This window comes from Polynucleobacter sp. 78F-HAINBA (genome assembly GCF_018882325.1).
Taxonomy (GTDB): domain Bacteria; phylum Pseudomonadota; class Gammaproteobacteria; order Burkholderiales; family Burkholderiaceae; genus Polynucleobacter.
The window spans coordinates 34,100-54,998 of sequence record NZ_JACVOQ010000010.1 but is presented as its reverse complement, the minus strand read 5'-3'; the positions used below and the strand labels follow the sequence as shown (position 1 = coordinate 54,998).

Annotated in this window: 26 protein-coding genes and 1 other RNA gene; 12 read left to right on the top strand and 15 right to left on the bottom strand. The window is 47.0% G+C overall.

Annotation, left to right across the window (positions count from 1 at the left end; translation table 11 throughout):
* The coding region (locus ICN11_RS09565; RefSeq protein ID WP_216123889.1) for an IS3 family transposase at nt 1-96 on the top strand (96 nt) is incomplete at its 5' end.
* Nucleotides 97-170: 74 nt separating this feature from the next.
* Here ICN11_RS09565 and ICN11_RS09560 read toward each other — a convergent pair.
* From ICN11_RS09560 to ICN11_RS09545, 4 genes are all read right to left on the bottom strand, one after another.
* Nucleotides 171-2,183, bottom strand: a complete 2,013-nt coding sequence (locus tag ICN11_RS09560; RefSeq protein ID WP_216230194.1) for a TRAP transporter fused permease subunit — start codon at nt 2,181-2,183, stop codon at nt 171-173.
* A gap of 106 nt (nt 2,184-2,289) precedes the next feature.
* On the bottom strand, nt 2,290-3,240 hold the full coding sequence (locus tag ICN11_RS09555) for a TAXI family TRAP transporter solute-binding subunit (RefSeq protein ID WP_216230193.1): 951 nt from the start codon (nt 3,238-3,240) through the stop codon (nt 2,290-2,292).
* A 28-nt stretch (nt 3,241-3,268) separates the two neighbouring features.
* Nucleotides 3,269-4,195, bottom strand: coding sequence for a dihydrodipicolinate synthase family protein (locus ICN11_RS09550; RefSeq protein WP_216230192.1), 927 nt, complete (start codon nt 4,193-4,195; stop codon nt 3,269-3,271).
* A 13-nt stretch (nt 4,196-4,208) separates the two neighbouring features.
* On the bottom strand, nt 4,209-5,138 hold the full coding sequence (locus tag ICN11_RS09545) for a 2-hydroxyacid dehydrogenase (protein WP_216230191.1): 930 nt from the start codon (nt 5,136-5,138) through the stop codon (nt 4,209-4,211).
* Between the two features lie 84 nt (nt 5,139-5,222).
* On the opposite strand from ICN11_RS09545, the gene ICN11_RS09540 reads away from it, so the two are divergent.
* Complete coding sequence (locus tag ICN11_RS09540; RefSeq protein ID WP_216230190.1) at nt 5,223-6,164, top strand: 3-hydroxyacyl-CoA dehydrogenase family protein; 942 nt, start codon at nt 5,223-5,225, stop codon at nt 6,162-6,164.
* 38 nt (nt 6,165-6,202) lie between these two features.
* Nucleotides 6,203-6,883, top strand: a complete 681-nt coding sequence (locus tag ICN11_RS09535; RefSeq protein ID WP_216230189.1) for a cytochrome b/b6 domain-containing protein — start codon at nt 6,203-6,205, stop codon at nt 6,881-6,883.
* Here the strand turns inward: ICN11_RS09535 and ICN11_RS09530 are convergent, their stop codons facing one another.
* Complete coding sequence (locus ICN11_RS09530) at nt 6,884-7,333, bottom strand: cytochrome c (RefSeq protein ID WP_216230188.1); 450 nt, start codon at nt 7,331-7,333, stop codon at nt 6,884-6,886.
* Between the two features lie 91 nt (nt 7,334-7,424).
* The gene (locus ICN11_RS09525; protein ID WP_216230187.1) at nt 7,425-8,087 is read right to left on the bottom strand and encodes a site-2 protease family protein; all 663 of its coding nucleotides are present in this window, start codon (nt 8,085-8,087) and stop codon (nt 7,425-7,427) included.
* Nucleotides 8,088-8,115: 28 nt separating this feature from the next.
* On the opposite strand from ICN11_RS09525, the gene ICN11_RS09520 reads away from it, so the two are divergent.
* From ICN11_RS09520 to crcB, 4 genes are read left to right on the top strand one after another with little or no spacing between them, the layout of a single operon-like run.
* Nucleotides 8,116-8,283 carry a hypothetical protein gene (locus ICN11_RS09520; RefSeq protein ID WP_015421675.1) on the top strand — a complete coding sequence of 56 codons (168 nt, stop codon included), beginning with the start codon at nt 8,116-8,118 and terminating at the stop codon, nt 8,281-8,283.
* Between the two features lie 44 nt (nt 8,284-8,327).
* Nucleotides 8,328-8,465 (top strand): hypothetical protein, encoded by a 138-nt coding sequence (locus ICN11_RS09515; protein WP_173960827.1) that lies wholly within the window; start codon nt 8,328-8,330, stop codon nt 8,463-8,465.
* Between the two features lie 9 nt (nt 8,466-8,474).
* Complete coding sequence (gene ygiD, locus ICN11_RS09510) at nt 8,475-9,254, top strand: 4,5-DOPA dioxygenase extradiol (RefSeq protein WP_216230186.1); 780 nt, start codon at nt 8,475-8,477, stop codon at nt 9,252-9,254.
* Between the two features lie 8 nt (nt 9,255-9,262).
* Nucleotides 9,263-9,640, top strand: a complete 378-nt coding sequence (gene crcB, locus ICN11_RS09505) for a fluoride efflux transporter CrcB (protein ID WP_216230185.1) — start codon at nt 9,263-9,265, stop codon at nt 9,638-9,640.
* Between the two features lie 15 nt (nt 9,641-9,655).
* Here the strand turns inward: crcB and ICN11_RS09500 are convergent, their stop codons facing one another.
* The 4 genes from ICN11_RS09500 to ICN11_RS09485 are packed head-to-tail and all read right to left on the bottom strand — an operon-like array spanning nt 9,656 to nt 12,667.
* Nucleotides 9,656-10,633: a tripartite tricarboxylate transporter substrate binding protein gene (locus ICN11_RS09500; RefSeq protein WP_216230184.1), complete on the bottom strand. Its 978-nt coding sequence runs from the start codon at nt 10,631-10,633 to the stop codon at nt 9,656-9,658.
* On the bottom strand, nt 10,630-11,151 hold the full coding sequence (locus ICN11_RS09495) for a chromate transporter (RefSeq protein ID WP_216230183.1): 522 nt from the start codon (nt 11,149-11,151) through the stop codon (nt 10,630-10,632). Before ICN11_RS09495 ends, ICN11_RS09500 begins: the two co-directional genes overlap by 4 nt.
* A complete protein-coding gene (locus ICN11_RS09490) occupies nt 11,148-11,687 on the bottom strand; it encodes a chromate transporter (RefSeq protein ID WP_216230182.1) in 540 nt (179 codons plus the stop codon). Before ICN11_RS09490 ends, ICN11_RS09495 begins: the two co-directional genes overlap by 4 nt.
* 5 nt (nt 11,688-11,692) lie before the next feature.
* Complete coding sequence (locus ICN11_RS09485) at nt 11,693-12,667, bottom strand: D-2-hydroxyacid dehydrogenase family protein (protein ID WP_216230181.1); 975 nt, start codon at nt 12,665-12,667, stop codon at nt 11,693-11,695.
* 74 nt (nt 12,668-12,741) lie between these two features.
* Between ICN11_RS09485 and ICN11_RS09480 the strand changes: the two genes are divergently transcribed.
* Nucleotides 12,742-13,044 carry an antibiotic biosynthesis monooxygenase gene (locus ICN11_RS09480; RefSeq protein ID WP_216230180.1) on the top strand — a complete coding sequence of 101 codons (303 nt, stop codon included), beginning with the start codon at nt 12,742-12,744 and terminating at the stop codon, nt 13,042-13,044.
* A 12-nt stretch (nt 13,045-13,056) separates the two neighbouring features.
* Here the strand turns inward: ICN11_RS09480 and ICN11_RS09475 are convergent, their stop codons facing one another.
* Nucleotides 13,057-13,824, bottom strand: a complete 768-nt coding sequence (locus ICN11_RS09475; protein ID WP_216230179.1) for a sulfurtransferase — start codon at nt 13,822-13,824, stop codon at nt 13,057-13,059.
* A gap of 106 nt (nt 13,825-13,930) precedes the next feature.
* Between ICN11_RS09475 and ICN11_RS09470 the strand changes: the two genes are divergently transcribed.
* Together ICN11_RS09470 and ICN11_RS09465 are read left to right on the top strand one after the other, a co-directional pair.
* The gene (locus ICN11_RS09470; RefSeq protein WP_216230178.1) at nt 13,931-14,482 is read left to right on the top strand and encodes a carboxymuconolactone decarboxylase family protein; all 552 of its coding nucleotides are present in this window, start codon (nt 13,931-13,933) and stop codon (nt 14,480-14,482) included.
* 3 nt (nt 14,483-14,485) lie between these two features.
* Complete coding sequence (locus tag ICN11_RS09465; protein ID WP_216230177.1) at nt 14,486-15,676, top strand: class I SAM-dependent methyltransferase; 1,191 nt, start codon at nt 14,486-14,488, stop codon at nt 15,674-15,676.
* A 20-nt stretch (nt 15,677-15,696) separates the two neighbouring features.
* Here ICN11_RS09465 and ICN11_RS09460 read toward each other — a convergent pair whose 3' ends face one another.
* On the bottom strand, nt 15,697-16,119 hold the full coding sequence (locus ICN11_RS09460; RefSeq protein ID WP_216230176.1) for a VOC family protein: 423 nt from the start codon (nt 16,117-16,119) through the stop codon (nt 15,697-15,699).
* A gap of 109 nt (nt 16,120-16,228) precedes the next feature.
* On the opposite strand from ICN11_RS09460, the gene ICN11_RS09455 reads away from it, so the two are divergent.
* Nucleotides 16,229-17,218, top strand: a complete 990-nt coding sequence (locus ICN11_RS09455; protein ID WP_216230175.1) for a tripartite tricarboxylate transporter substrate binding protein — start codon at nt 16,229-16,231, stop codon at nt 17,216-17,218.
* A 37-nt stretch (nt 17,219-17,255) separates the two neighbouring features.
* Nucleotides 17,256-19,007, top strand: a complete 1,752-nt coding sequence (locus ICN11_RS09450; RefSeq protein ID WP_216230174.1) for an IlvD/Edd family dehydratase — start codon at nt 17,256-17,258, stop codon at nt 19,005-19,007.
* A gap of 82 nt (nt 19,008-19,089) precedes the next feature.
* Here ICN11_RS09450 and ssrA read toward each other — a convergent pair.
* The 3 genes from ssrA to ubiG form a co-directional block, all read right to left on the bottom strand.
* Nucleotides 19,090-19,448, bottom strand: a transfer-messenger RNA (tmRNA) gene (gene ssrA / locus ICN11_RS09445).
* A 79-nt stretch (nt 19,449-19,527) separates the two neighbouring features.
* The gene (locus ICN11_RS09440) at nt 19,528-20,205 is read right to left on the bottom strand and encodes an HAD family hydrolase (RefSeq protein ID WP_216230173.1); all 678 of its coding nucleotides are present in this window, start codon (nt 20,203-20,205) and stop codon (nt 19,528-19,530) included.
* Nucleotides 20,202-20,891 (bottom strand): bifunctional 2-polyprenyl-6-hydroxyphenol methylase/3-demethylubiquinol 3-O-methyltransferase UbiG, encoded by a 690-nt coding sequence (gene ubiG, locus ICN11_RS09435; RefSeq protein ID WP_216230172.1) that lies wholly within the window; start codon nt 20,889-20,891, stop codon nt 20,202-20,204. Before ubiG ends, ICN11_RS09440 begins: the two co-directional genes overlap by 4 nt.
* Between the last annotated feature and the right edge of the window lie 8 nt (nt 20,892-20,899).

Sequence of the window (20,899 nt, the reverse complement as noted above, 5' to 3'; positions counted from 1 at the left end):
GAATACATCCACTACTACAACCACGATCGAATCAAACAAAAACTAAAGGGATTGAGCCCGGTGCAATACCGAACTCAATCCCTCGTGCTAACCTAACTAAACCGTCCAACTACTGGGGGTCAGTTCACATGAGGCGGGATTTTTTATGTTCTGACGCAGCTTAAATATTCTTAGCTAGCTTTGGGATTCAATCTGAAATGGGTGATTGACTGAGTGATCAGCACCAAACCAAAACCTACAAATCCAATGATGTCAGCCTCGGTTGAAGGGTAGGCAAGTGCCACGCCTGCGATCACCATAATGATGCGTTCAAAGACTTTGGTCTTCTCAATAAACCATCCTTGAAGTCCGCCAGCCAAGCAGATGATGCCAACTACTGCGGTAAATGAAACCCAGGCAATCTGAGCCCAATCCGCTTGTTCTAAAGCAGTAGTGGAGCCCATTAGCAATAAGCTCACGCCTGACTTATCGAGCACAAACATGAATGGCACCAAGATTGCTGGTGCAACGTACTTCCAAGTTTGCAGGGTGGTCTTGTATGGATTGCCTTTGCAAATAGCCGCAGCTGCAAAAGGGGAGAGTGCTGTTGGAGGGGATACCTCAGAAAGCACGGCGTAGTAAAAAATAAACATGTGCGCTGCAAATTCTGGAACGCCGAGGTTAATCAGCGCAGGTGCTGCGATCACGGCGCAAATAATGTATGACGCAGTTACTGGAACGGCAAGTCCGACAACCCAAACTACGAGGCCTGTGAAGATGGCGGTAAGCAAGAGTGAGCCGCCTGCATACTGAATCACAATAGAGCTGAATTTCAAGCCTAAACCGGTCAATGTAACAGTGCCAACAATTAAGCCGGCACCAGCACAGGTCACTGCAATCGCTAGAACGCCAGTCGAGCCAGATGCCAGAGCTTTGGTAAGGTTAGAGTTGTAGAGACCAGAGAAAATCTTCTCTTTGCCTTGGAACCACTCCCAAGGAATGATGGCAGTGTCACGACGCAGCATGCTCGAGAGCGCGGATACCACGGTCGCCCAGAACACGGACATGACTGGCGAGAAGCCAAACATCATGAAGACCACAATCGAGACTAGTGAGAAAAAGTGGAACCAATATTTCTTGGTTAACTGCCAGGCAGATTCTGCTGCTTTGAACTGGATGTTCTTCATTCCATACTTGCGTACATCAATTTCCACCATGACCAATAAGCCAAGGTAAAACAGGATGGTTGGAATGGTTGCCATTAGCAACACGTCTAAGTAAGAAATTTTCAAAAAGTCAGCGATCAAGAATGCCGCTGCTCCAAGTACAGGCGGGGAGATGATTGCACCTAAACCACCGGCAGCCAGCAAACCACCAGCCGCATTTTTTTCGTAACCGACTTTATCGAGCATCGGGGCTGCTACTGAACCAACGGTAACAGTAGTGGCTACGCCAGAACCTGATGGGCCGCCCAACAAGAATGAGGAGAGAACAATCGTTCTACCAACACCAGAAGATTTACCGCCCATAGCAGCAAAAGAGAAGTCGATAAAGAATTTGCCTGCACCAGTAAATTGGAGGAAGGCGCCAAAAATGGTGAACAGAATAATGAGGGTGGCTGATACGTCCACCGCAGTGCCATAAATACCCTCAAGCGTCATGAACATGTAGCCCACTAGACGATCAAGGTCATAGCCTTTGTGTGTCCAAGGGGCTGGTAAGTAGTTGCCAAAGAGGGCGTACGCCAAGAAAAGAGAGGTCACTACTACCAAGACCATGCCATTGGTTCTTCGGACGCTCTCTAGGATTAGCGCAATCAGGAAGACGCCAAACATGACGTCAGTTGAATTCGGGGCAGTATTGCGATCAAACAGATCATCTCCACCGCTGAGGATGTAATAGGCGACAGCTATCGACCCGACAGCAAATAGGATGTCCCACCACATGAGGCGGTTCTTAAAGCGCGCCGCAATCGGAAAGCTTAGGAAAACTAAAAACAGTACTAAGGCTACGTGGATAACACGCAGTTGCTGGGTTGGAACAATGGAGTAAGCGGCGTATAGGTGAAAGAGTGACATGCCAACCGCCACCAAGGTGATGAACTTGGCCAAGAGACCTTTGTAGTCATTGGAATCACCTTCCTCTTGCTTAATGAAGGCATCTAATTTTTCTTGTGTTTCGTTATCAATTACAGCTTGTGTCATGTCTCTACCTATTTTTTTGTATACAGCTTTTTTGTCTTGCTAATGCGGAACTATCAAAAAATTCAGGAGTGCTTGTGGGCACTCCTGATATCAGTGTGAAATTAAATTAATTTAATTTAATGTTCTTTTCTTTGAAATACTTCGCTGCACCTGGGTGATATGCGATTGGTGAGGAGCTTTGTTTTTGATTCTCAAGGGTTACGTTGATGTACTCCTTGTGAGTACGAACCAATTCAAGCTTGTTATCAAAGACAGCCTTCACAATTTTGTAGGCCTCATCATCAGGCATATTGGCGTTAACTACGAGGATGTTAGCTACACCAGCAACCTTATTGTCTTTGCCCATGCCGCTATAGGTTTCTTTTGGAATATTGGCAGCGAAATACAAATTGCCATATTTCTTGTTCATGGCGGCGACTTCAGCAGCATTATCAATCATGACGATTTTCATGCCAGGGCTATTAGCGAGGTCGGTTACAGCGGCAGTTGGCAAACCACCAACCCAGAAGAACGCATCAATTTTGCGGTCTTTTACTGCGTTGACAGATTCGGCTACGCTCAAACGCTCGCGCTTGACATCCTTATCTTTATCTAAGCCAGCAGCCTCGAGGAGGCGGAAAGCCATTACTTCAGTTGCACTACCAGGGGCGCCTGTACTAATACGCTTGCCTTTGAGATCCTTCATGGACTTAATGCCAGTGGAGTCTACTGTTACAACGTGCATGAGGTTTGGATAGAGCACCAAGAGAGTACGCAAATCGATTTTCTTGTTGGTGAATTTGCCTTCACCATCTTTGGCGTCTTTAGCAGCATCAGCCATAGAGAAGCCAACGTAAGGCTTGCCTGTGCCGATGAGGTTTAGGTTATCTACTGAGCCGCCAGTCACTTCAGCAGTTGCAGACATTCCAGGTACCTTGCTAGATAGTACTGAGGCAAGGCCACCACCCATTGGGTAATAAACACCACCAGTACCGCCGGTTGCTACTGAAATATTTTGTGCTTGCGCTGCACTAAACAACAAAGTGAGCGATAGAGCAATTACTTTAATAAGCTTCATTTTTGTCTCCTGTTATCTGTCTATTGAATTAAAGGCCTGGCATGCTGAAATTAATTTTTTGTAGCTCGCTCAACAACTTCGCTTGCTGATCTGCACTCAGTTGCATGAGTGGTGGGCGTACGCGTAACCACTCTGAATCTTTGCTGAAGTGTGCAACTGCAGTTTTCATACCGGCAATCATTTGATATTGAGCAAATACTGAGCGTACTTGATCTAGGGCGGCTTGGCGTTGATCTGCGTCAGATTCTCTCCAATGGGCCGCCAATTCAGCGATGGCCCTAGGGTTTACGTTAGCAGTAGCGGAGATGCAGCCAACGCCACCTGCACGCAGGGCACGCATTAAGAAGACTTCGCTACCGGCATATACGCGGAAACCTGATGGTGCCAAGAGTTTGATTACGGACTCTGTATAAGCCCAATCACCAGAACTATCTTTCATGCCAACAACAGTTTTTGGGTATTCCTTAGCCAGGCGCTCTAGCAGAGAAAGACTGAGGTTAATTTTGGTGACCGGTGGAATGTTGTAGATATAAATTTGCAATGCTGCATTGCCAACCTTTTGAATCACTTCGGAAAAGTAAGCAAAGAGGCCATCATCAGTAATATCTTTGTAGTAGAAAGGCGGTAGCATCAATACACCCGCGCACTTGTGGTCAATGGCATGGCGAGTCATGCTAACTGTCGCATCAATGGACGTGGCGCCCGTACCAGGCATCATGTGTGCTGGATTTAAGCCACCTTCAACCAATGCGGTTAATGTGGCCATCTTTTGACGGGCAGACATGGAATTGGCTTCTGAGTTTGTACCGAAGATCGCTTGGCCAACACCATTAGCTTCGAGCCATTGACATTGCTTTAGTAGCTTTTGCGCATCTGGGGTGCCGTCTTCTTTAAATGGAGTCAGTACAGGTGAGAGCACTGCGGGCAGCGTGGAAGGGTGTAGGGAAATGGTCACTACTTACTCCGTTTTAATTTTTTACTTCAGTCAGAAGTGGTTTTTTATTATAGAAAGCTTCTAAATTATCTATTGCTAGGTTCGTCATCAATTGTCGCGTTTCAGAAGTGGCGCTTCCAATATGCGGTGTTAGTAAGACATTATCAATATTTAAGAAGCCGACGTTTGGATTTGGTTCATTTTCAAATACATCGAGAGCTGCACCAGCAATGATTTTTTGCTGCAGTGCAACTAAAAGTGCCGCCTCATCTACTACGCTGCCTCGTGCAATATTAATAAGATAAGCTCTCGGCCCCAAGGCTTCCAAGACTTCAGCATTAATCATTTTTTCTGTTTCTGGACTAGCAGGACATGCAAGAATAAGAATGTCTGATGCCTTTGCTAAGGACTTGATATCGCTGAAATACTCGTAAGGGAGTTCTTTTCGAGTGGGGCCGGTGTAGGCTAATTTGACCTTAAATGGCTCTAAGCGTTTTGCTAGATCTTGCCCAATGCGACCCATGCCTGCAATCCCAACGCATTTCCCTGCAAGGGTGGAGGTGATGGTGAAGGGCGCCTTAGACCAAGCGGTGCTTTTGACAAAGTCCTGCGCCTCCGGAATGCGACGCAATAAGCTAAAGAGCATGCCAATGGCCAGCTCACAGACGGCATCATTCAGAACGCCCGGAGTATTGCTGGCTTTGATTCCATGGGCCTTGAGATAGTCCAAGGGGAGGTTGTCATAGCCCACGCCACAAGTCGCAACCATTTGCATGTCTGGTAGTTTCTCCAGTAGCTCTTTTGGGATTTGCGTGTTTGAGCGGGTAAGGATGGCGGTGAAGTTGCCATCGGGAAGTTTGTCCTGAGGGTCGAGTAGTTTGCTTGTGCTCAGTCGCTTATCAATCTCCAATTGCATTATTTCTGGAAATTGCCCGACCTGCAGTACCGAATTGACTGGGATCATGTCTCACTTACTTTTTTATTGGAATAATGAAAACATTGTAAGAGGATTTGTAATTCTTATCTTATCCCCTAAGGAGAAATGAAGATGTTGTTTACCCCATCCGAAACTAAAGTCGTCATTGTTGGCGGCGGCACTATGGGTGCTGATGTGGCAGCCGTTTGCGCACGCGGGGGTTGTGCTGTACAAGTCCTAGAGCCCACTACCGAGCGTCGTGCTCTATTACCAGATTACTTTGCTAACACCATGATTGATCTTGGTTATGAGCATCGCTTACATTTGCTCTCTACCGCCGGATCTTTAGAGGAGATAGATTGGCCTGAGGTGGATTTGGTTATCGAGTGCGTGCCTGAGCGTTTGGATATTAAACAAGAGTTGTTTGCCAAGCTGGAGCAATATGCAAAGCCAGAAGCGGTCTTGGCAAGTAATAGCACGAGCTTCCCGATTAGTGATATCTCAAAAGGCTTGAAAACGGCAGCACGAATGATTGGTTTGCATTTCTTCATGCCTGCGCACTTGGTGCCCTGCGTAGAAGTGGTTTATGGCCAAAAGACTTCTCCCATGGTGGGTGAAAGCCTTTCTCGATTGATGACGGCCTGCGGTATGGTGCCGGTTACTGTTAAAAAAGATTTACCAGGCTTCTTGGCAAATCGCTTGCAGCATGCCTTATCACGTGAAGCCTTTGCCATGGTCGATGCAGGGATTGCTAGCTTAGAAGATATTGATAAGGCGGTACGTTTTGGCTTTGGTTTCCGCTACATCGCTGCTGGACCTGCAATGCAGAGGGATCATGCTGGTCTAGATGTGCATGGTGCTGGTGGAGCAACGATTTATCCCACCCTGAATAACTCTCCAGATATTGCAAAATGTTTGAGCGATCGTATCGCCAGCGGGAAGTTGGGCATGAAAACCGGCGAAGGTTTTTATTCTTGGACTACAGAGACGATGAAGGCGGAGCGAGAGCGTTACCAAGAAGCTTTGCGTGAAGGCTTGAAGATCATTCAGAAGGATCTGCCAGAGATTAAATAAATCGGGAGCAATCCCATGTGGTGATTTATTCTTAAGTTATGAAAAAAATCATTCGTATCTGGGATTTGCCGATTCGCCTCTTTCATTGGTTTTTGGTTCTCGGAATTATTTTGAGTTTCGTGACCGTCAAGATTGGCGGCAATGCGATGGAGTTCCATGCGCGAGTTGGCTACTGTGTTTTGGCTTTGATTGTTTTTAGAATCTGCTGGGGTTTGATTGGCTCGCACCATGCCCGTTTTATCAATTTCGTACCAAGCCCAAAAGGCCTTCTGAATTATCTATCTGGCAAAGCTAAGGCGAGTCTTGGCCACAACCCCTTGGGCGCCTTATCTGTTCTAGCTTTACTGTTTTCGATTGGTCTTCAGGCGGTGACTGGTCTTTTCGCAAATGACGATATCGCTTTTGAGGGGCCGCTCGCAAAACATGTTTCTAATGAAACGGTTGCACTTTTAACCTCTATTCATCATCAGAATGAAAAGGTTCTGATTATTTTGATTGTTGTTCACCTCTGTGCAATTTTTTATTATCAGAAATTCAAGGGTGAGAATTTAATTAAGCCAATGTTGATGGGCGATAAAGAAATCGACCCAAGCGAGGAGGCAAAGTATCTGCCTGCTGACTTGGGTCAGGCCTCCAAGGATGGAGCTTGGCAACGCGGCCTAGCGTTATTACTGCTCAGCCTAATTGCGGTGATTCTGGGTTACTTGATAACGAACTAATTATTTTTTCTTGAAGTCATCATGGCAGCCTTTGCAGGTAGCGCTAGCTGCACCAAATGCCTTCTTAATTGCTTCTTGATCACCTGACTGCGCAGCAGTATTGAGATTCGCTACTGCGACCTGCATTTTTTCTCCAGCAGATTTAAATTTGGCATTGTCTGACCAAACGCCTGGAAGCGCATTGCCACCCTCAGTGCCTGGACCAAATGCTTGCCATGGCAGGGTGGAGAGCATTGCAACAACAGCTGCATTCTTGGCAACTTCATCTTTATTAAATGGTGCTTCGCCTTTAATAACAGCGCCAATTTTTCCAAAAGAATTCGCCATCACATTAAATACGTTCTGCCGATACTTAATTGCGTCCTCAGGTTTTTTAAATTGTGCATAGGCAATTCCACTTAGTAATAGTGTTGGTGCAAGGATGGCTAAAACAAGATGTTTGATTTTCATGAGGACTCCAATGATTTCAATAGATGGAAGATGTGATGCAGTATTGGGTCAGCATACTCTCGAATGCTGATTTTTGCCGATCTGAATTTCCTTAGAAAATCATTCTTAAGGGGCTGGTCAGCAAGAGAATCAACCACTCAAAAAAGGCCATCAAGGGGGTCATCCAAAGGCTGCCAATAATCCCAGTAAATACGAGGCCTAGAACGATAAAAAAGCCCCAAGGCTCTAACTTACCCAAGTCAATAGATTGGCGTGCTGGCAGGAGTCCCGCCAGAATCCGGCCACCATCTAGAGGTGGAAGCGGAAATAGGTTGAAAACTAGCAATCCTAAATTCCAGGTAATGCCAGCCTGTGACATGGAGATGAGGAACTTTTCATTGATGCCAAGTCCAACAAAGCCAATGAGTAGGATTAGCCAAATTAAAGCCTGAATGAAATTCGATCCAGGACCAGCTAAAGCCACCCAAATGGAGTCAATACGGGGATTGCGCAGGCGCCCAAAGTTCACAGGTACCGGTTTGGCATAGCCAACTAAAAAGGGGGACCCTGACAGAATCAACAGCAAGGGAATGAGGATTGTCCCCACGGGGTCTATATGTTTAATGGGGTTGAGGCTTACTCTACCCAGCATATAGGCCGTATTGTCGCCAAATTGACGTGCTGCATAGCCATGGGCAGCTTCATGGATGGTGATGGCAAAAATCAAGGGAATCGCATTAATCGCGACAGCTTGGATAGAATAGTCAGTAATCATGGCAATATGATATCCATAGGAGCAAAAAGTGACTGACGATAAAAAACCTGAATCAAAAACCCCGGCCAAGCCAGTAGCAGCGAAGCCAGTAGCCCGTCCACCAGCCCCAAAAGGCCCGTCCGGACCTGGCGGTAGGCCTCAGGCAGGCTTTGGAGGCGGAAAAGCCATGATGCGTAAGGCTGGCCGCGGCCGATAGTGGATAATTGCGCTACTAATTAATGTGTTTAATGAGGATTTAGCATGAACGAATGGCATAAAGAAACGAAAGACGAAATCAACAAGAAGATCATTACTTTGATCGTGATGTTGGCAGCCGCTACTAGCTTGGCTATTTTGTTTGCATTGGTTGCAGCTCATACTGGTTACGTATTCGGTTAATCTGCATTAATGACTAGCCATCGCCAACCTGCAGTATTTGCTGGCCATGGCAGTCCGATGTACGCCATCGAGCCTAATCGCTATACAGCCGCTTGGGCCAGTCTTGGTAAATCACTCAAACGCCCAGATGCAATCTTAGTCATCTCGGCTCATTGGGTAACCCGTGGAGTGTGGGTTACCGCAATGCCCAAGCCCAAAACGATTCATGACTTTGGCGGATTTCCGCAGGCCTTGTTTGATATTCAGTATCCAGCGCCTGGAAGCCCTGCGTTGGCAGACCGCGTAAAGGAATTGCTAGGTGTTCCTGTGGTGCTTGAAGAGAATGAGTGGGGCATTGATCACGGCGCCTGGTCCGTTCTCAAATATCTTTATCCAGATGCCAATGTTCCCGTAGTTCAATTGAGTCTAGATGGCTCCTTATCTGCAAATGAGCATTACGAGCTGGCTAAAAAATTGCGCCCTTTACGTGATGAGAACATTTTGATTCTGGCAAGCGGTAATGTTGTTCATAACTTGCGGACTATCCAATGGGAGGAGGGCGCGACCCCTTATCCGTGGGCCAAGGAGTTCAACGATTTCTTTGTTTCAGAAATGAAGGCCAATCACCATGAGACTCTGATTCATTGGGAGCAATTTGGTGATGCCGCTCATTTATCTATTCCAACCCCTGAGCATTATTGGCCTGCATTGTATGTGCTTGCTCAGCAAGAGCAGGGTGAGGCGCCTAAGACACAAGTGGATGGAATAGAAATGGGTTCCATTGGCATGCTTACTTTTACAATTCAATAAATATTCCTATGTCGCTATCTATCCTTGCAATCTTCTGCGGCGCAGGCCTTGGTGCATTACTGAGGGCGGGTTTTAATCTTGCTACAGTAGGCGTTACCTCCATGCTTCCTTTGGGAACTTTTATTTCCAATATGGTGGGCGGGTATCTGATTGGTATTGCGGTAGCCTTTTTTGGCAACAACCCAAATCTCTCCCCAGAGTGGAAGTTGTTTGTAATTACGGGCTTCTTGGGTGGACTCACAACCTTTTCCAGCTTTTCTGCTGAGGTTGTAGGGTTTATGCAGCGCGGCGAAGTAACTTGGGCGCTAGGCACTGCGCTTTTGCATTTGATTGGTTCGCTGTGCCTTACTTTCTTGGGTATTTTGACTTACCAAGCGCTGAAGTAAGTTTTTCAGTCAAGCCTATTCAGGCTTGATATTTCCAGCCTTAACTACTGCACTCCATTTCGCAGCCTCAGACTTAATCAGGGTAGCGAAATCAGCAGGGCTTCCGCCGCCAATTTCATTTCCTTGAGAAAGCATTAACTCTCGCAGTTGCGGATCTTTCAAAGCCTCGTTGGCTGCGGCATTCAGTTTGTCAATAATGGGCTTGGGAGTTTTAGCAGGCGCAATAAAACCCTGCCAGTTCAGTACCTCAACCTTGGGGTAGCCAACTTCGGCAAAGCTAGGCACATTCGGAAAGAGTGGCGACCGCTTCTTGCTTGTAATGGCAATGGGTCGTAATTTATCTGCTCTGATGCTGGGTACTGCCGAATACATTTGATCAAACATCATGTCTACGTTGCCTGCCATTAAATCGGTTAGCGCAGCAGAGCCGCTCTTGTATGGGACATGAATCATCTGAATGCCAGCATTCTGCATAAATAGTTCCGCCGATAATTGATGGCTACCTCCAATACCTCCTGAAGAAAAAGTAAGGGTGCCTGGCTTTGCTTTGGCTGCAGCAACAATGTCTTGAATAGATTTGTATTGCGAATTTGGGTTTACTACCAAAATGAGTGGGCCCTTTTCAATCAGAATAATCGGGCTAAGATCTGTTTCGGGGTCATAACGCAGTGTGCCAAACAGGGTTTTATTCACTGCCAGCGGGGCAAAGTTTCCCATGCCAATGGTATATCCATCTGGTGCTGCTCTCGCAACAAACTCAGTACCTATGTTTCCGCCGGCACCAGGTTTGTTATCAATCACGATCGGTTGCTTCAAAATCAAACTCATTTTCTGAGCCAGTTGCCTACTCCGAGAATCTGCGCTTCCACCGGCGCCATAGGGTACGACAACGGTAATGGGTTTATTGGGGTAGTTGATTTGTGCTTGTGGTGCAGAAATTACTATTAAAGATACACAAACAAAGATAGATTTTAAAAAGATAACTACTTTCATATGACCCCCAGGATGCCGAGAATTGCACCCATTGCGATTAAATATAAAGGATGCCAACGAGTAAAAACAGTGATTCCAATAGTTAATAGTGTCAGCGCATAGGCTGCGTAGCTGTGATTGATTTGTAAAGCAATCTGCCATGCTGAAGAGAGCACTAGGCCGATGGCTAGAGCTGCAGCTGCATATTGAATCGACTTCTTTTTATGAGCATCCTGCATGCCGAGTATCAGGCGCTGTAAGTGATAAACCAGAATTGAAGATGGCCATGAAATTGCAACAGTAGCTATTAGCGCTCCTAAAACACCATAAACATGCCAGCCAATTAAGGTGACCGTCATAAAGTTCGGACCTGGTGCAGCTTGTGCAATCGCAAAATAATCAGCAAAAGTTTGAAGGTCTATCCAATGCTCTTGATAAACCGATAATTTCAGCAAGCTTGGAAGTAAAGCATTTACGCCGCCAAAGGCAATCAAAGAAAAGGCAGAGAGTTTTAAGAATAGACTTAGCAATATGCTCATAGCTTGCGAGCCTTCTTCTGCGCCAAAAACCAGGCAAGTGGTGACGCGATGAGCACTACCCAACCAAGTCCTAGCTGGTAATAGCTGGCTGCGATTACTGTAACCAGTACCACCAGTAGCATTGCCGGAAAGCGTAACTCGTCGCGTAACATTTTGATGCCAGTGGAAGCGATTAAGCCAACCCCAACCGCAGAAATTCCTCGCAGCACTCCTTGTATCGACTCCATGTAGCTGTAATGTGTATAAAGAACAGCTAACAGCATCACAATGCAGATGGGTCCCATTGTTAAACCAAGGACTGCTGCCAATGCGCCTCTGGCACCAGCAAAGCGAGAGCCAATACACACCGCAAGATTCACAATGTTCGGGCCTGGAACAATTTGGCAGATGCCTAGAATGGCACTAAATTCTTCCGAACTTAATACCTTGTCACGTTCAACTAGAGTGCGTCGTGCCCATGGCAATACCCCACCAAAACCGGACATGCCGATTTTGCTGAAGCTGATAAATAATTGTAATGGCGTGAGCGTCTTCAAGGTAATTAAGCTTCAAATGGGTACGGCAGAGCGCGCATTTCTAACCACGCCTCTAAGGTATCAATAATTCCTTTAGAGAACTCTGCAAAAACAGGTTCAGCAACAAATCCTAAGTGGGGTGTAGTGAGAAGGTTGGGTGTGTTTCTCAGGGCGTCACTGGTTGGAAGGGGTTCAATATCAAAGACGTCAATCGCTGCTTGACCTGGTCGCCCAGCAACAAGAGCATCCTGCAAAGCATGCATGTTGATGAGGGCAGAGCGAGAGGTATTTACCAGGAGCGCATCTGGCCGCATCATTGCCAGCTCTGCAGCCCCAATCAAGCCCTTAGTGTTAGCTCCCGCTACTAGGTGGAGGCTGACAATCTTGGATGTTGTTAGGAGCTCCTCCAGGCTAACTGATTTGGCATTCTGGGCGGCGGCGCGTTCGGCTGTCATATTGGGGCTCCAGGTGACCAGCTCCATGCCAAAAGCTTTGCCGACGCGGGCAACGGAGCTGCCGATAGATCCCATGCCAATAATGCCAAGTCGCTGACCTGCAAGCATTGGGAGGACAGAGCATTCATCGCGCCAGCTACCAGAGTCCACTAATTTATTTTGACGGACTAAGTGTTTTGAAGCTCCCAAAATTAATGCCCATGTCAATTCGGTAGTAGTTTCTTTGGACGGGCCGCCTGGGGTGCAGGCAATCGGGATATTGCGGGCTATCAGAGCTGAGGCATCGAGAGTGCCATTGCGTTTGCCAGTGAATATGAATAGCTTTAGCTTTGGGAGTCGCGCAATGAGAGCTTCGTTAAAAGGTATGCGGTCTCTCACAAGCACAATCACATCGGCATCTTTCGCTGCTTCATATAACGCTTCCCCATGAAGGGGTTCGTGATAAATGGCGATATGACATCGTTGATCTACCCGAGTCCAATTGGAAAACCGGCGGAGGGCTTGCTCATAGTCGCCAAGAATGACAACGCTAGGTAAATTGGCCATGTCTCTAAAATTGTTATTTATTATTCTGCTTGAGTTTACTATCGATACCTAAGAATCTAAACAAAGGAAATGCCATGATTTTGGAGCACTGCGATATAGAAATTGACCCTAGTAAGGCTGCTGAGTTTGAGGAGGCTATTTTGCGTGGCGTGAATACCGTTATCGCCAAGGCTAAAGGATTCCGAGGGTTTAAGGTTAATCACAGCATTGAAAACCCAGCGCGCTACTTGCTATTGATTTATTGGGATAGCCTTGAGAATCACACGGTGGACTTCAGGGGATCTGATGCCTTTGCTGAATGGCGAGCCATTGTGGGACCATTTTTTGCAAAACCACCTTTTGTTGAGCATATGACTTTGGTGGGTAAATCGAGTTAAGACTTTTGTTATTTATGCAGTTTGTTTTTTTCGGATAGAGCGCTCAAGTGGGATGGAGTCTAGGTTAGGCTCCAGCGCTTCCCGCTCATCAAATACAAAGCAACTGCCGGTGTAGTGTGCAGAACCAACTTCTTCAAAGTACTTGAGGATGCCACCTTCAAGTTGATAACTATGTTGCATACCAATCTCGCGCATATAAAGACCAGATTTTTCACAGCGAATTCCGCCAGTACAAAAGCTCACTAGAGTTTTATCGGCCAACTCATCTTTGTGTGCAGTGATTGCCTCGGGAAATTCTGTAAATTTCTCGATATTGAAATGTAGTGCGTTCTCAAAAGTCCCGTACTCAACTTCGAACGCATTACGTGTATCTACCATGACTACAGGGCGCCCTAAGTCATCGATTCCCCGGTCAAGCCACTCCTGCAATTTTTTTGGCGTAATGAAATTCGCACGACCCTTTTCCGGGCGAATCGCTGGATGATTCATGCGAATGATTTCATTCTTAATTTTGATCAACATCTTTTTGAATGGCTGTGTTTCAGACCAGCTATCTTTGGCCTCGAGGGGTGCAAAGCGCGAATCCAGGCGTAACCAATCTAGAAAGCCACGCAACTCAGATTCACTTCCCGCCAGGAACATATTGATCCCTTCACCCGTCAAGAGGATAGTTCCCTTTAGGTGTCGTGCATTGCACTCATCGAGAATTTTGGTGCGCAATTCGATAAGATTGTCTAGGCTGACAAATAAATAGGCTGCAATGTTCAGAATCGGTTTCATAGCGAATATTTTGTGGCGATATGAGCATTATCGAGGAAGACGGTATTCGAGTGGTAATCTAAGCACTTATTGCTCATTTTGATTAAAACCCCCCATCAAGAGACCCATGTCTGAACGCTTAATTCCTTACCAGCCGATGGATTTGGCTGAGCCTGCTGAGCTCGTAGCGGCTATTCGCAAGAGGCGTGGTGGTCAGTTTATTAATCTAGACCGCATGCTCTTGCATAGCACCCCCATTGCTGAGGGATGGAATCATTTTGTGGGAGAGATTCGTAATAACCTCTCTCTGGATCCAAAGCTCCGCGAACTGGCTATGTGCGGGGTGGCGGTTCTCAATGGCGCGGAATATGAGTTCTTTCATCATGCACCACCATTTATCAAAGCTGGTGGTACTGAAGAGCAGGTCCAGGCATTGCGCTTAATTGGCCAATCTAGCTTCCCGAAGGCTCTTTTCTTAGATGTTGAAAACGATGCTGCAGAGTTGACTTTTCAGATGACGTGCAACATTCAGGTTGATAGCGCTTTGATGAAGCGCTTACAGGCTGCCTTGGGTAATACGGATACCGTGGAGCTGGTGACTGTAGTGGCAGCTTACAACATGGTCTCTCGTTTTTTAATTGCCTTAGATGTCAATCCAGAGGAGCATCCTCCTGAGTAAGTCATGATGCAAGATGTTTCCATTTGTTGGGAAGAGGGCGGTCAAGCCTGTTCTGCAGTTTGGCATTCCGAAAATGGCATTGCAGCCCATAAAAAAGTAGTCGCTGCTGATGACACCTTAACGGCTGATGATGCTTATCATTTAGCTTGCGAAGGCACTGCGATCCTCTGGAAAGGCGATTTCCAGAATGCCCGACAGCTATTACAGGCTTTGGTTCGACGAATAGATAAACCTTCGAAAAAATCTAAGCGTAAGGGCAAGAGGGTAGATAAGTCGGATGATCCTACTCCCAAGAAAACAGCAAAAGATATCTTTAATCAACATCGGCTCATTCAGTCTCAACGAGCCCGAATACTGGGCATGTTGTTAATCCAATGCAACCCAGACCACACGATTTCATTGCGCCGTGCACCAGATATTTCGCGGGCATGTGTAGAAGCCTATGGCGCCGTAAGTCATTCTTATGTAGTTTCTTTGCGTGAACTCTTGGGCGTAGTTAGCGCTCATGAGTGGCGCAAGAATGGATTGCCTATTCTGGCTGATGAACATGGCGATCCGGTGTTTGTTCACCCCCATTACGGCGTTTTCTCACCCGTTCGTGGCGAGTACATTGAACTGGTCTGTAACACTCCATTACCTAAGGCTTTAGATGCTGAATCAATAGCCTTTGATATTGGTGTTGGCACTGGAGTGCTCTCTATTATTTTGGCGATGCGTGACGTGCAGAAGATTGTTGCCACCGATCAAGATGATCGAGCGCTCGCTTGCGCCAAAGAAAATATCGCACAACTAAATCTGGGTTCGCAAATAGAAATTGTGAGAGCCAATTTATTCCCATCAGGAAAAGCCGCCTTGATTGTGTGCAATCCACCTTGGGTACCTGCAAGACCTAGCTCCACTTTAGAGCATGCGGTTTACGATCCAGAGAGTCAAATGCTCAAAGGATTTTTGGCTGGATTAAAAGACCATTTGTTGCCTGAGGGTGAGGCATGGTTGATTCTGTCTGACTTGGCTGAGCATCTGGAGCTGCGAACTCGACAAGAGTTACTCTCGTGGATTGAGGCTGCGGGGCTGATTGTTCTTGGCCGTATCGATACCAAGCCAAAGCATCCAAAGTCAGGGGATGAGACTGATTTAATTTACTTTGCCAGGGCTGCAGAAACTACCTCACTCTGGCGATTGAGCGTCAAGTAAACAGCGCACGAAATCAAAAATTATTTAGCAAATAACTGACTTGGATCTTCAAACGCTTTGAACTCCAAGGCGTTGCCAGCAGGATCTAGGAAGAACATCGTGGCTTGTTCACCAACTTTGCCTTTAAATCGTATCTGTGGCTCGATAATGAATTTGATGCCACTCTTACTTAGGCGGTCTGCTAATGCGTGCCAATCCGGCATTGTCAGAACCACCCCAAAATGTTTTACGGGAACTTGATGTCCGTCAACCTCATTTGAGGCGGTATTGCCGCATTCTTGAGGTGCAAGATGGGCGACCAATTGGTGCCCAAAGAAATCAAAGTCAATCCATTCATCTGAGCTACGACCCTCAGCGCAACCTAAGGTACTGCCGTAAAAGGTACGGGCTGCCTCTAAGTTATCTACGGGAAATGCAAGATGAAAAGGTTGAATAGTTGACATGGTGGTCCTTGGTATTAATGTGGTGCCGAGCTTAGTGCACTCAAATGTGTGCGACAGCAAAGTTTAGTATATTTAAATCATAAAAATAAAGCTGTTTACGGAGACAAAAATGATTACGTATCAATTCGGTAAATTATGCCGTTCCATTGCCCAGGGCGCCCTCATTCTTGGATTTTCTGCTGCAGTGCATGCAGCTTATCCAGATAGACCTATTAAGCTGATTGTTCCTTATCCTCCAGGTGGGGCAACTGATGTGATTGGGCGCATTCTCGCGAAGAATCTTGGCGAATCCTTAGGGCAACAAGTTGTAGTTGAAAATCGCGGCGGTGCTGGTGGCAACATTGGTGCAGAGGCTGTTGCTAAGGCAAATCCAGATGGCTATACCTTATTGATGGGTGCTGTGACATCGCATTCAACTATGGCCACTCTTGAAAAGGGTAAGTTGCGCTACGACCTCCTGAAGGATTTCACTCCAGTCATGATTGTTGGCTCAGTACCTTTGGTGGTGGTTGTTAATCCCAATGTCCCAGTCAGAACTTTGAAGGGTTTGGTTGATTATGCAAAAGCTAATCCAGATAAATTAAATTACGCCTCTTCTGGCGCGGGTGCGCCTCAAAGGATGGGCGCAGAGATTTTCCAAAAAGAGGCTGGCATCAAAATCACGCATGTGCCATATAAGGGTAGTGGCCCAGCCATGACCGATTTGGTAGCGGGCCAGGTCAATATGATGGTGGAAACGGTTCCGGCAGCGTTGCCATTCATTACTGCCGGCCAATTGCGTCCTTTGGCGGTGACAACGGCCAAGCGCATCTCGATGTTGCCAGATGTTCCTACTACTGCTGAGTCGGGTATGCCGGCTTTAGAGGTGAGTTCCACCTTCGGAGTTTTAGCCCCGGTTGGTACACCGACGCCGATCATTGACCAACTCAATAGCGCTATCGCTAAACTCTTGGTAAACCCAGAGGTTAAAGAGGCTTTTTTAAAGCAGGGCGTCTATGCTGCAGCGCCTACAAAACCCAAGCAATCTGCAGAGTTGTTGGCTGGAGAAGTAAAACGCTGGGAAAAAGTGATTAAAGAAGCGGATATCAAAGCTGAGTAGTAATTTCTATTTATTTTTTTTATTTAAAGAATTATTTATGACAAGCAATGCGAACAAAGAGAAAAAGCAGTCCACAGAGAGTGGTTTGCGTAAGGGCTTAACGAGCTACGGCGACAAAGGCTTCTCTTTGTTTTTGCGTAAAGCATTTATCAAGGGTGCAGGCTATACCAATAGTGCATTAGATCGCCCTGTGATTGGCATCATTAATACCGGTAGCGCATATAACCCGTGTCACGGCAATATGCCGCAACTGATTGAGGCTGTAAAGCGTGGCGTGATGCTTGCTGGTGGTTTACCGATGGACTTTCCAACAATCTCTATTCATGAGAGTTTTGCTGCTCCGACCAGCATGTATTTGCGTAACCTGATGTCGATGGATACCGAGGAGATGTTGCGGGCTCAGCCGATGGATGCTGTAGTCATGATTGGTGGTTGCGATAAAACAGTGCCAGCGCAAATGATGGGTGCTGCTTCTGCAGGTCTTCCAGCCATTCAGTTGATCACCGGTTCAATGTTGACCGGCTCTCATCGTAGCGAGCGTGTGGGTGCCTGCACGGACTGCCGCCGCTATTGGGGAAAATTCCGTGCTGGAGAAATTGATGAAGTTGAAAAAGATGAAGTCAACGATCAATTGGTAGCGAGCGTGGGCACTTGCTCAGTGATGGGTACGGCAAGTACGATGGCTTGTATCTCTGAGGCATTAGGCATGACAGTCCCGGGTGGCGCTACTCCACCAGCGGTGACTGCCGATCGTATTCGGATTGCCGAAGAGACTGGTACTCGTGCTGTGCAAATGGCAAAAGACGGCCTAACAATTGACAAGGTATTAACAGCTGATGCTTTTGAAAACGCGATGCGTGTTTTATTGGCGATTGGTGGATCTACAAACGGCATCGTGCATTTAGCTGCTATCGCTGGACGTATGGGTCTAGAGATTGATTTAGATGCGCTCGATAAGATGGGTGATGAGACCCCAGTACTAGTGGACTTGAAGCCTTCTGGTGATCATTACATGGAGAACTTCCATGATGCCGGCGGTATGACGACATTGCTACGTGAGCTTAAGCCTTTACTAAAGCTAGATGCGATGACAGTAACCGGTCGTACTTTAGGCGAAGAGATTGATGCAGCCCCGCCAAGCTTTAAGCAAGATGTCGTGCGCAAGTTTGATAACCCAATTTATCCACGTGGCAGTATTGCGGTTCTGCATGGCAACCTGGCTCCTGGCGGCGCGATCATTAAACAATCTGCTGCTAATGAGAAGCTCATGGAGCATGAGGGTCGCGCTGTTGTCTTTGAAAATAGCGAGGATCTAGCTAATCGTATTGATAGTCCAGACTTAGATGTGACAGCTGATGACATTTTGGTGCTCAAGAATATTAGCCCCAAAGGTGCGCCCGGTATGCCTGAAGCAGGATACATTCCGATTCCGATGAAGCTGGCTCGTGCTGGGGTAAAAGATATTGTGCGGATTTCTGATGGACGTATGAGCGGCACTGCATTTGGAACGATCGTCTTGCATGTGACTCCCGAGGCTGCAGTAGGTGGGCCACTTGCGCATGTGCAGAACGGTGATCGCATTCGCCTCAGTGTGAAGAATCGCGAGATTAGTTTATTAGTTTCAGATGAAGAATTGGCTAAGCGTGCAAAAGACAATCCAGTGATAGAGCCTACTGCAGAGCGCGGTTACCTCAAGCTTTTCTTAGATACAGTGACACAAGCAGATAAAGGTGTCGACTTTGATTTTTTGAGGGCGGTGAAGATGGTTGGTAAAACACCGAAGCGTTGATGCAATCAATGTGAAGTAAGAAATAGACGGAAAGAAAAACGCCACCTCAGAAGGTGGCGTTTGACTGTTACGTACTTCAAAATGGTGGAACCGGCGGGAATCGAACCCGCGTCCGCAAATCCTCTACAACAAGTTCTACATACTTAGTCATATCATTTAATTTAGCTAGCTAGTCACAGACTGACATGTTCCACGCTGGCGATTCACTAAGTTTTCGAACCATTCCCCGTGACATGAAATGATCTTATCTCTTGTAAATGACCCTGATCTAGCTTGCGCTAGCTGACCCAAGAGAGAATCAGTTCAGGGGCAACCGCAATTAAGCGGCTAGTGCGAAACGTTCGTCGTTTGCAGTTATTACATTCCCATTGATTTACGAGATAACGGGTCCTCGGTATGCCCTTGATGCTTTGTAACCCACGTCGAAACCATGTCGGTCCCAGAATGCATGCATTGGAAATTCTATTTTAAGGCTCCTTGCCTTAAATTGCTGAATATCTTGCAGATTGCAAATTAAGCCCTACTGCGGGAAGATGATTTCTAGTAATTCTTGGGGGTGGCGCACAAGATAGTCAGCACCCCAGGCTTCTGGAGGCTCTTCGCAGCCACAATAGCCATAAGCCGCTGCAATCGTCTTCATGCCTGCTGCCTTGCCTGCCACGATGTCTCTGATGTCGTCACCAATGTATACAGAGCTAGCTGGGTCAACATTGGCAAGCCTGGCAGCATGCAAGATGGGTTCTGGATGTGGTTTTGAGTATGGAGTGGTATCACCGGATACAGTCGATGCTGCTCTTTGGCGCAGACCCATCAAATCAGTAAGGGGATTCGTAAAGCGCTCACTCTTGTTGGTCACAATGCCCCAAGGAAGCTTGGCGCCATCCAGTTGGTCCAATAAGTGCTCTACGCCATCAAAAAGCACGCTGTTGACCAGCAAAGCTTTCTCGTAGTTTGTAAAAAACTCATCTCGCAAGGGAATGAAGTCAGGGTGGTCGGGGGCAATTCCAAAAGCTCCGCCAATGAGGCCACGAGCTCCGGCAGAGGCGCAAGGGCGCAAGACCTCATATTGCTTAGGCGCGAGATTTCTGGCGATGAGGAGCTGATTGGCAGCTGCTACGAGGTCTGGGGCAGTATCGGCTAGGGTGCCATCTAGGTCAAAAAAGATACCCTTGTAAGGGCTTGCTAACCCGTTACTCATTTGCGCACAACAATCATGTAGTTCACATCAACATCTTCACCAAGGCTATAGACCTGCGTGATGGGGTTGTAGCTCATACCCTTCATGCTGATCATTTCTAGATCTGCTTGGCGTGTAAATGCGACCAATTCTGAAGGTTTGATGAATTTGGCATATTCATGCGTACCCTTGGGCAGTAATCGCAAGATGTATTCCGCACCAATAATGGCAAATAAGTAGGACTTAGGGCTGCGATTGAGGGTGCTGAAAAAGAGGATGCCGCCCGGCTTACAGAGCTTGGCGCAGGCTCGAACTACTGAGGCAGGGTCTGGAACGTGTTCTAGCATTTCCATGCAGGTCACGACGTCATACTGCTCTGGCTCTTCTTCGGCTAGCGCTTCCGCAGATATAGAGCGGTATTTGAGGGTAGCGCCTACCTCGAGGGCATGCAATTCAGCAACCTTAAGGGCTTTTTCAGATAAATCAATGCCGCAGGTATCGGCGCCAGACTGCGCAATAGATTCCGCCAGGATTCCACCGCCACAACCAACATCTAGAACCTTTTTGCTCTCTAGACCTACAAAGGATTTGATCCAATTAAGGCGCAAAGGGTTGATTGCATGCAAAGGCTTGAATTCGCTATGGGGATCCCACCAGCGATGGGCTAGGGCACTAAATTTGGCGATTTCAGATTGATCGACGTTCATAGAGATAA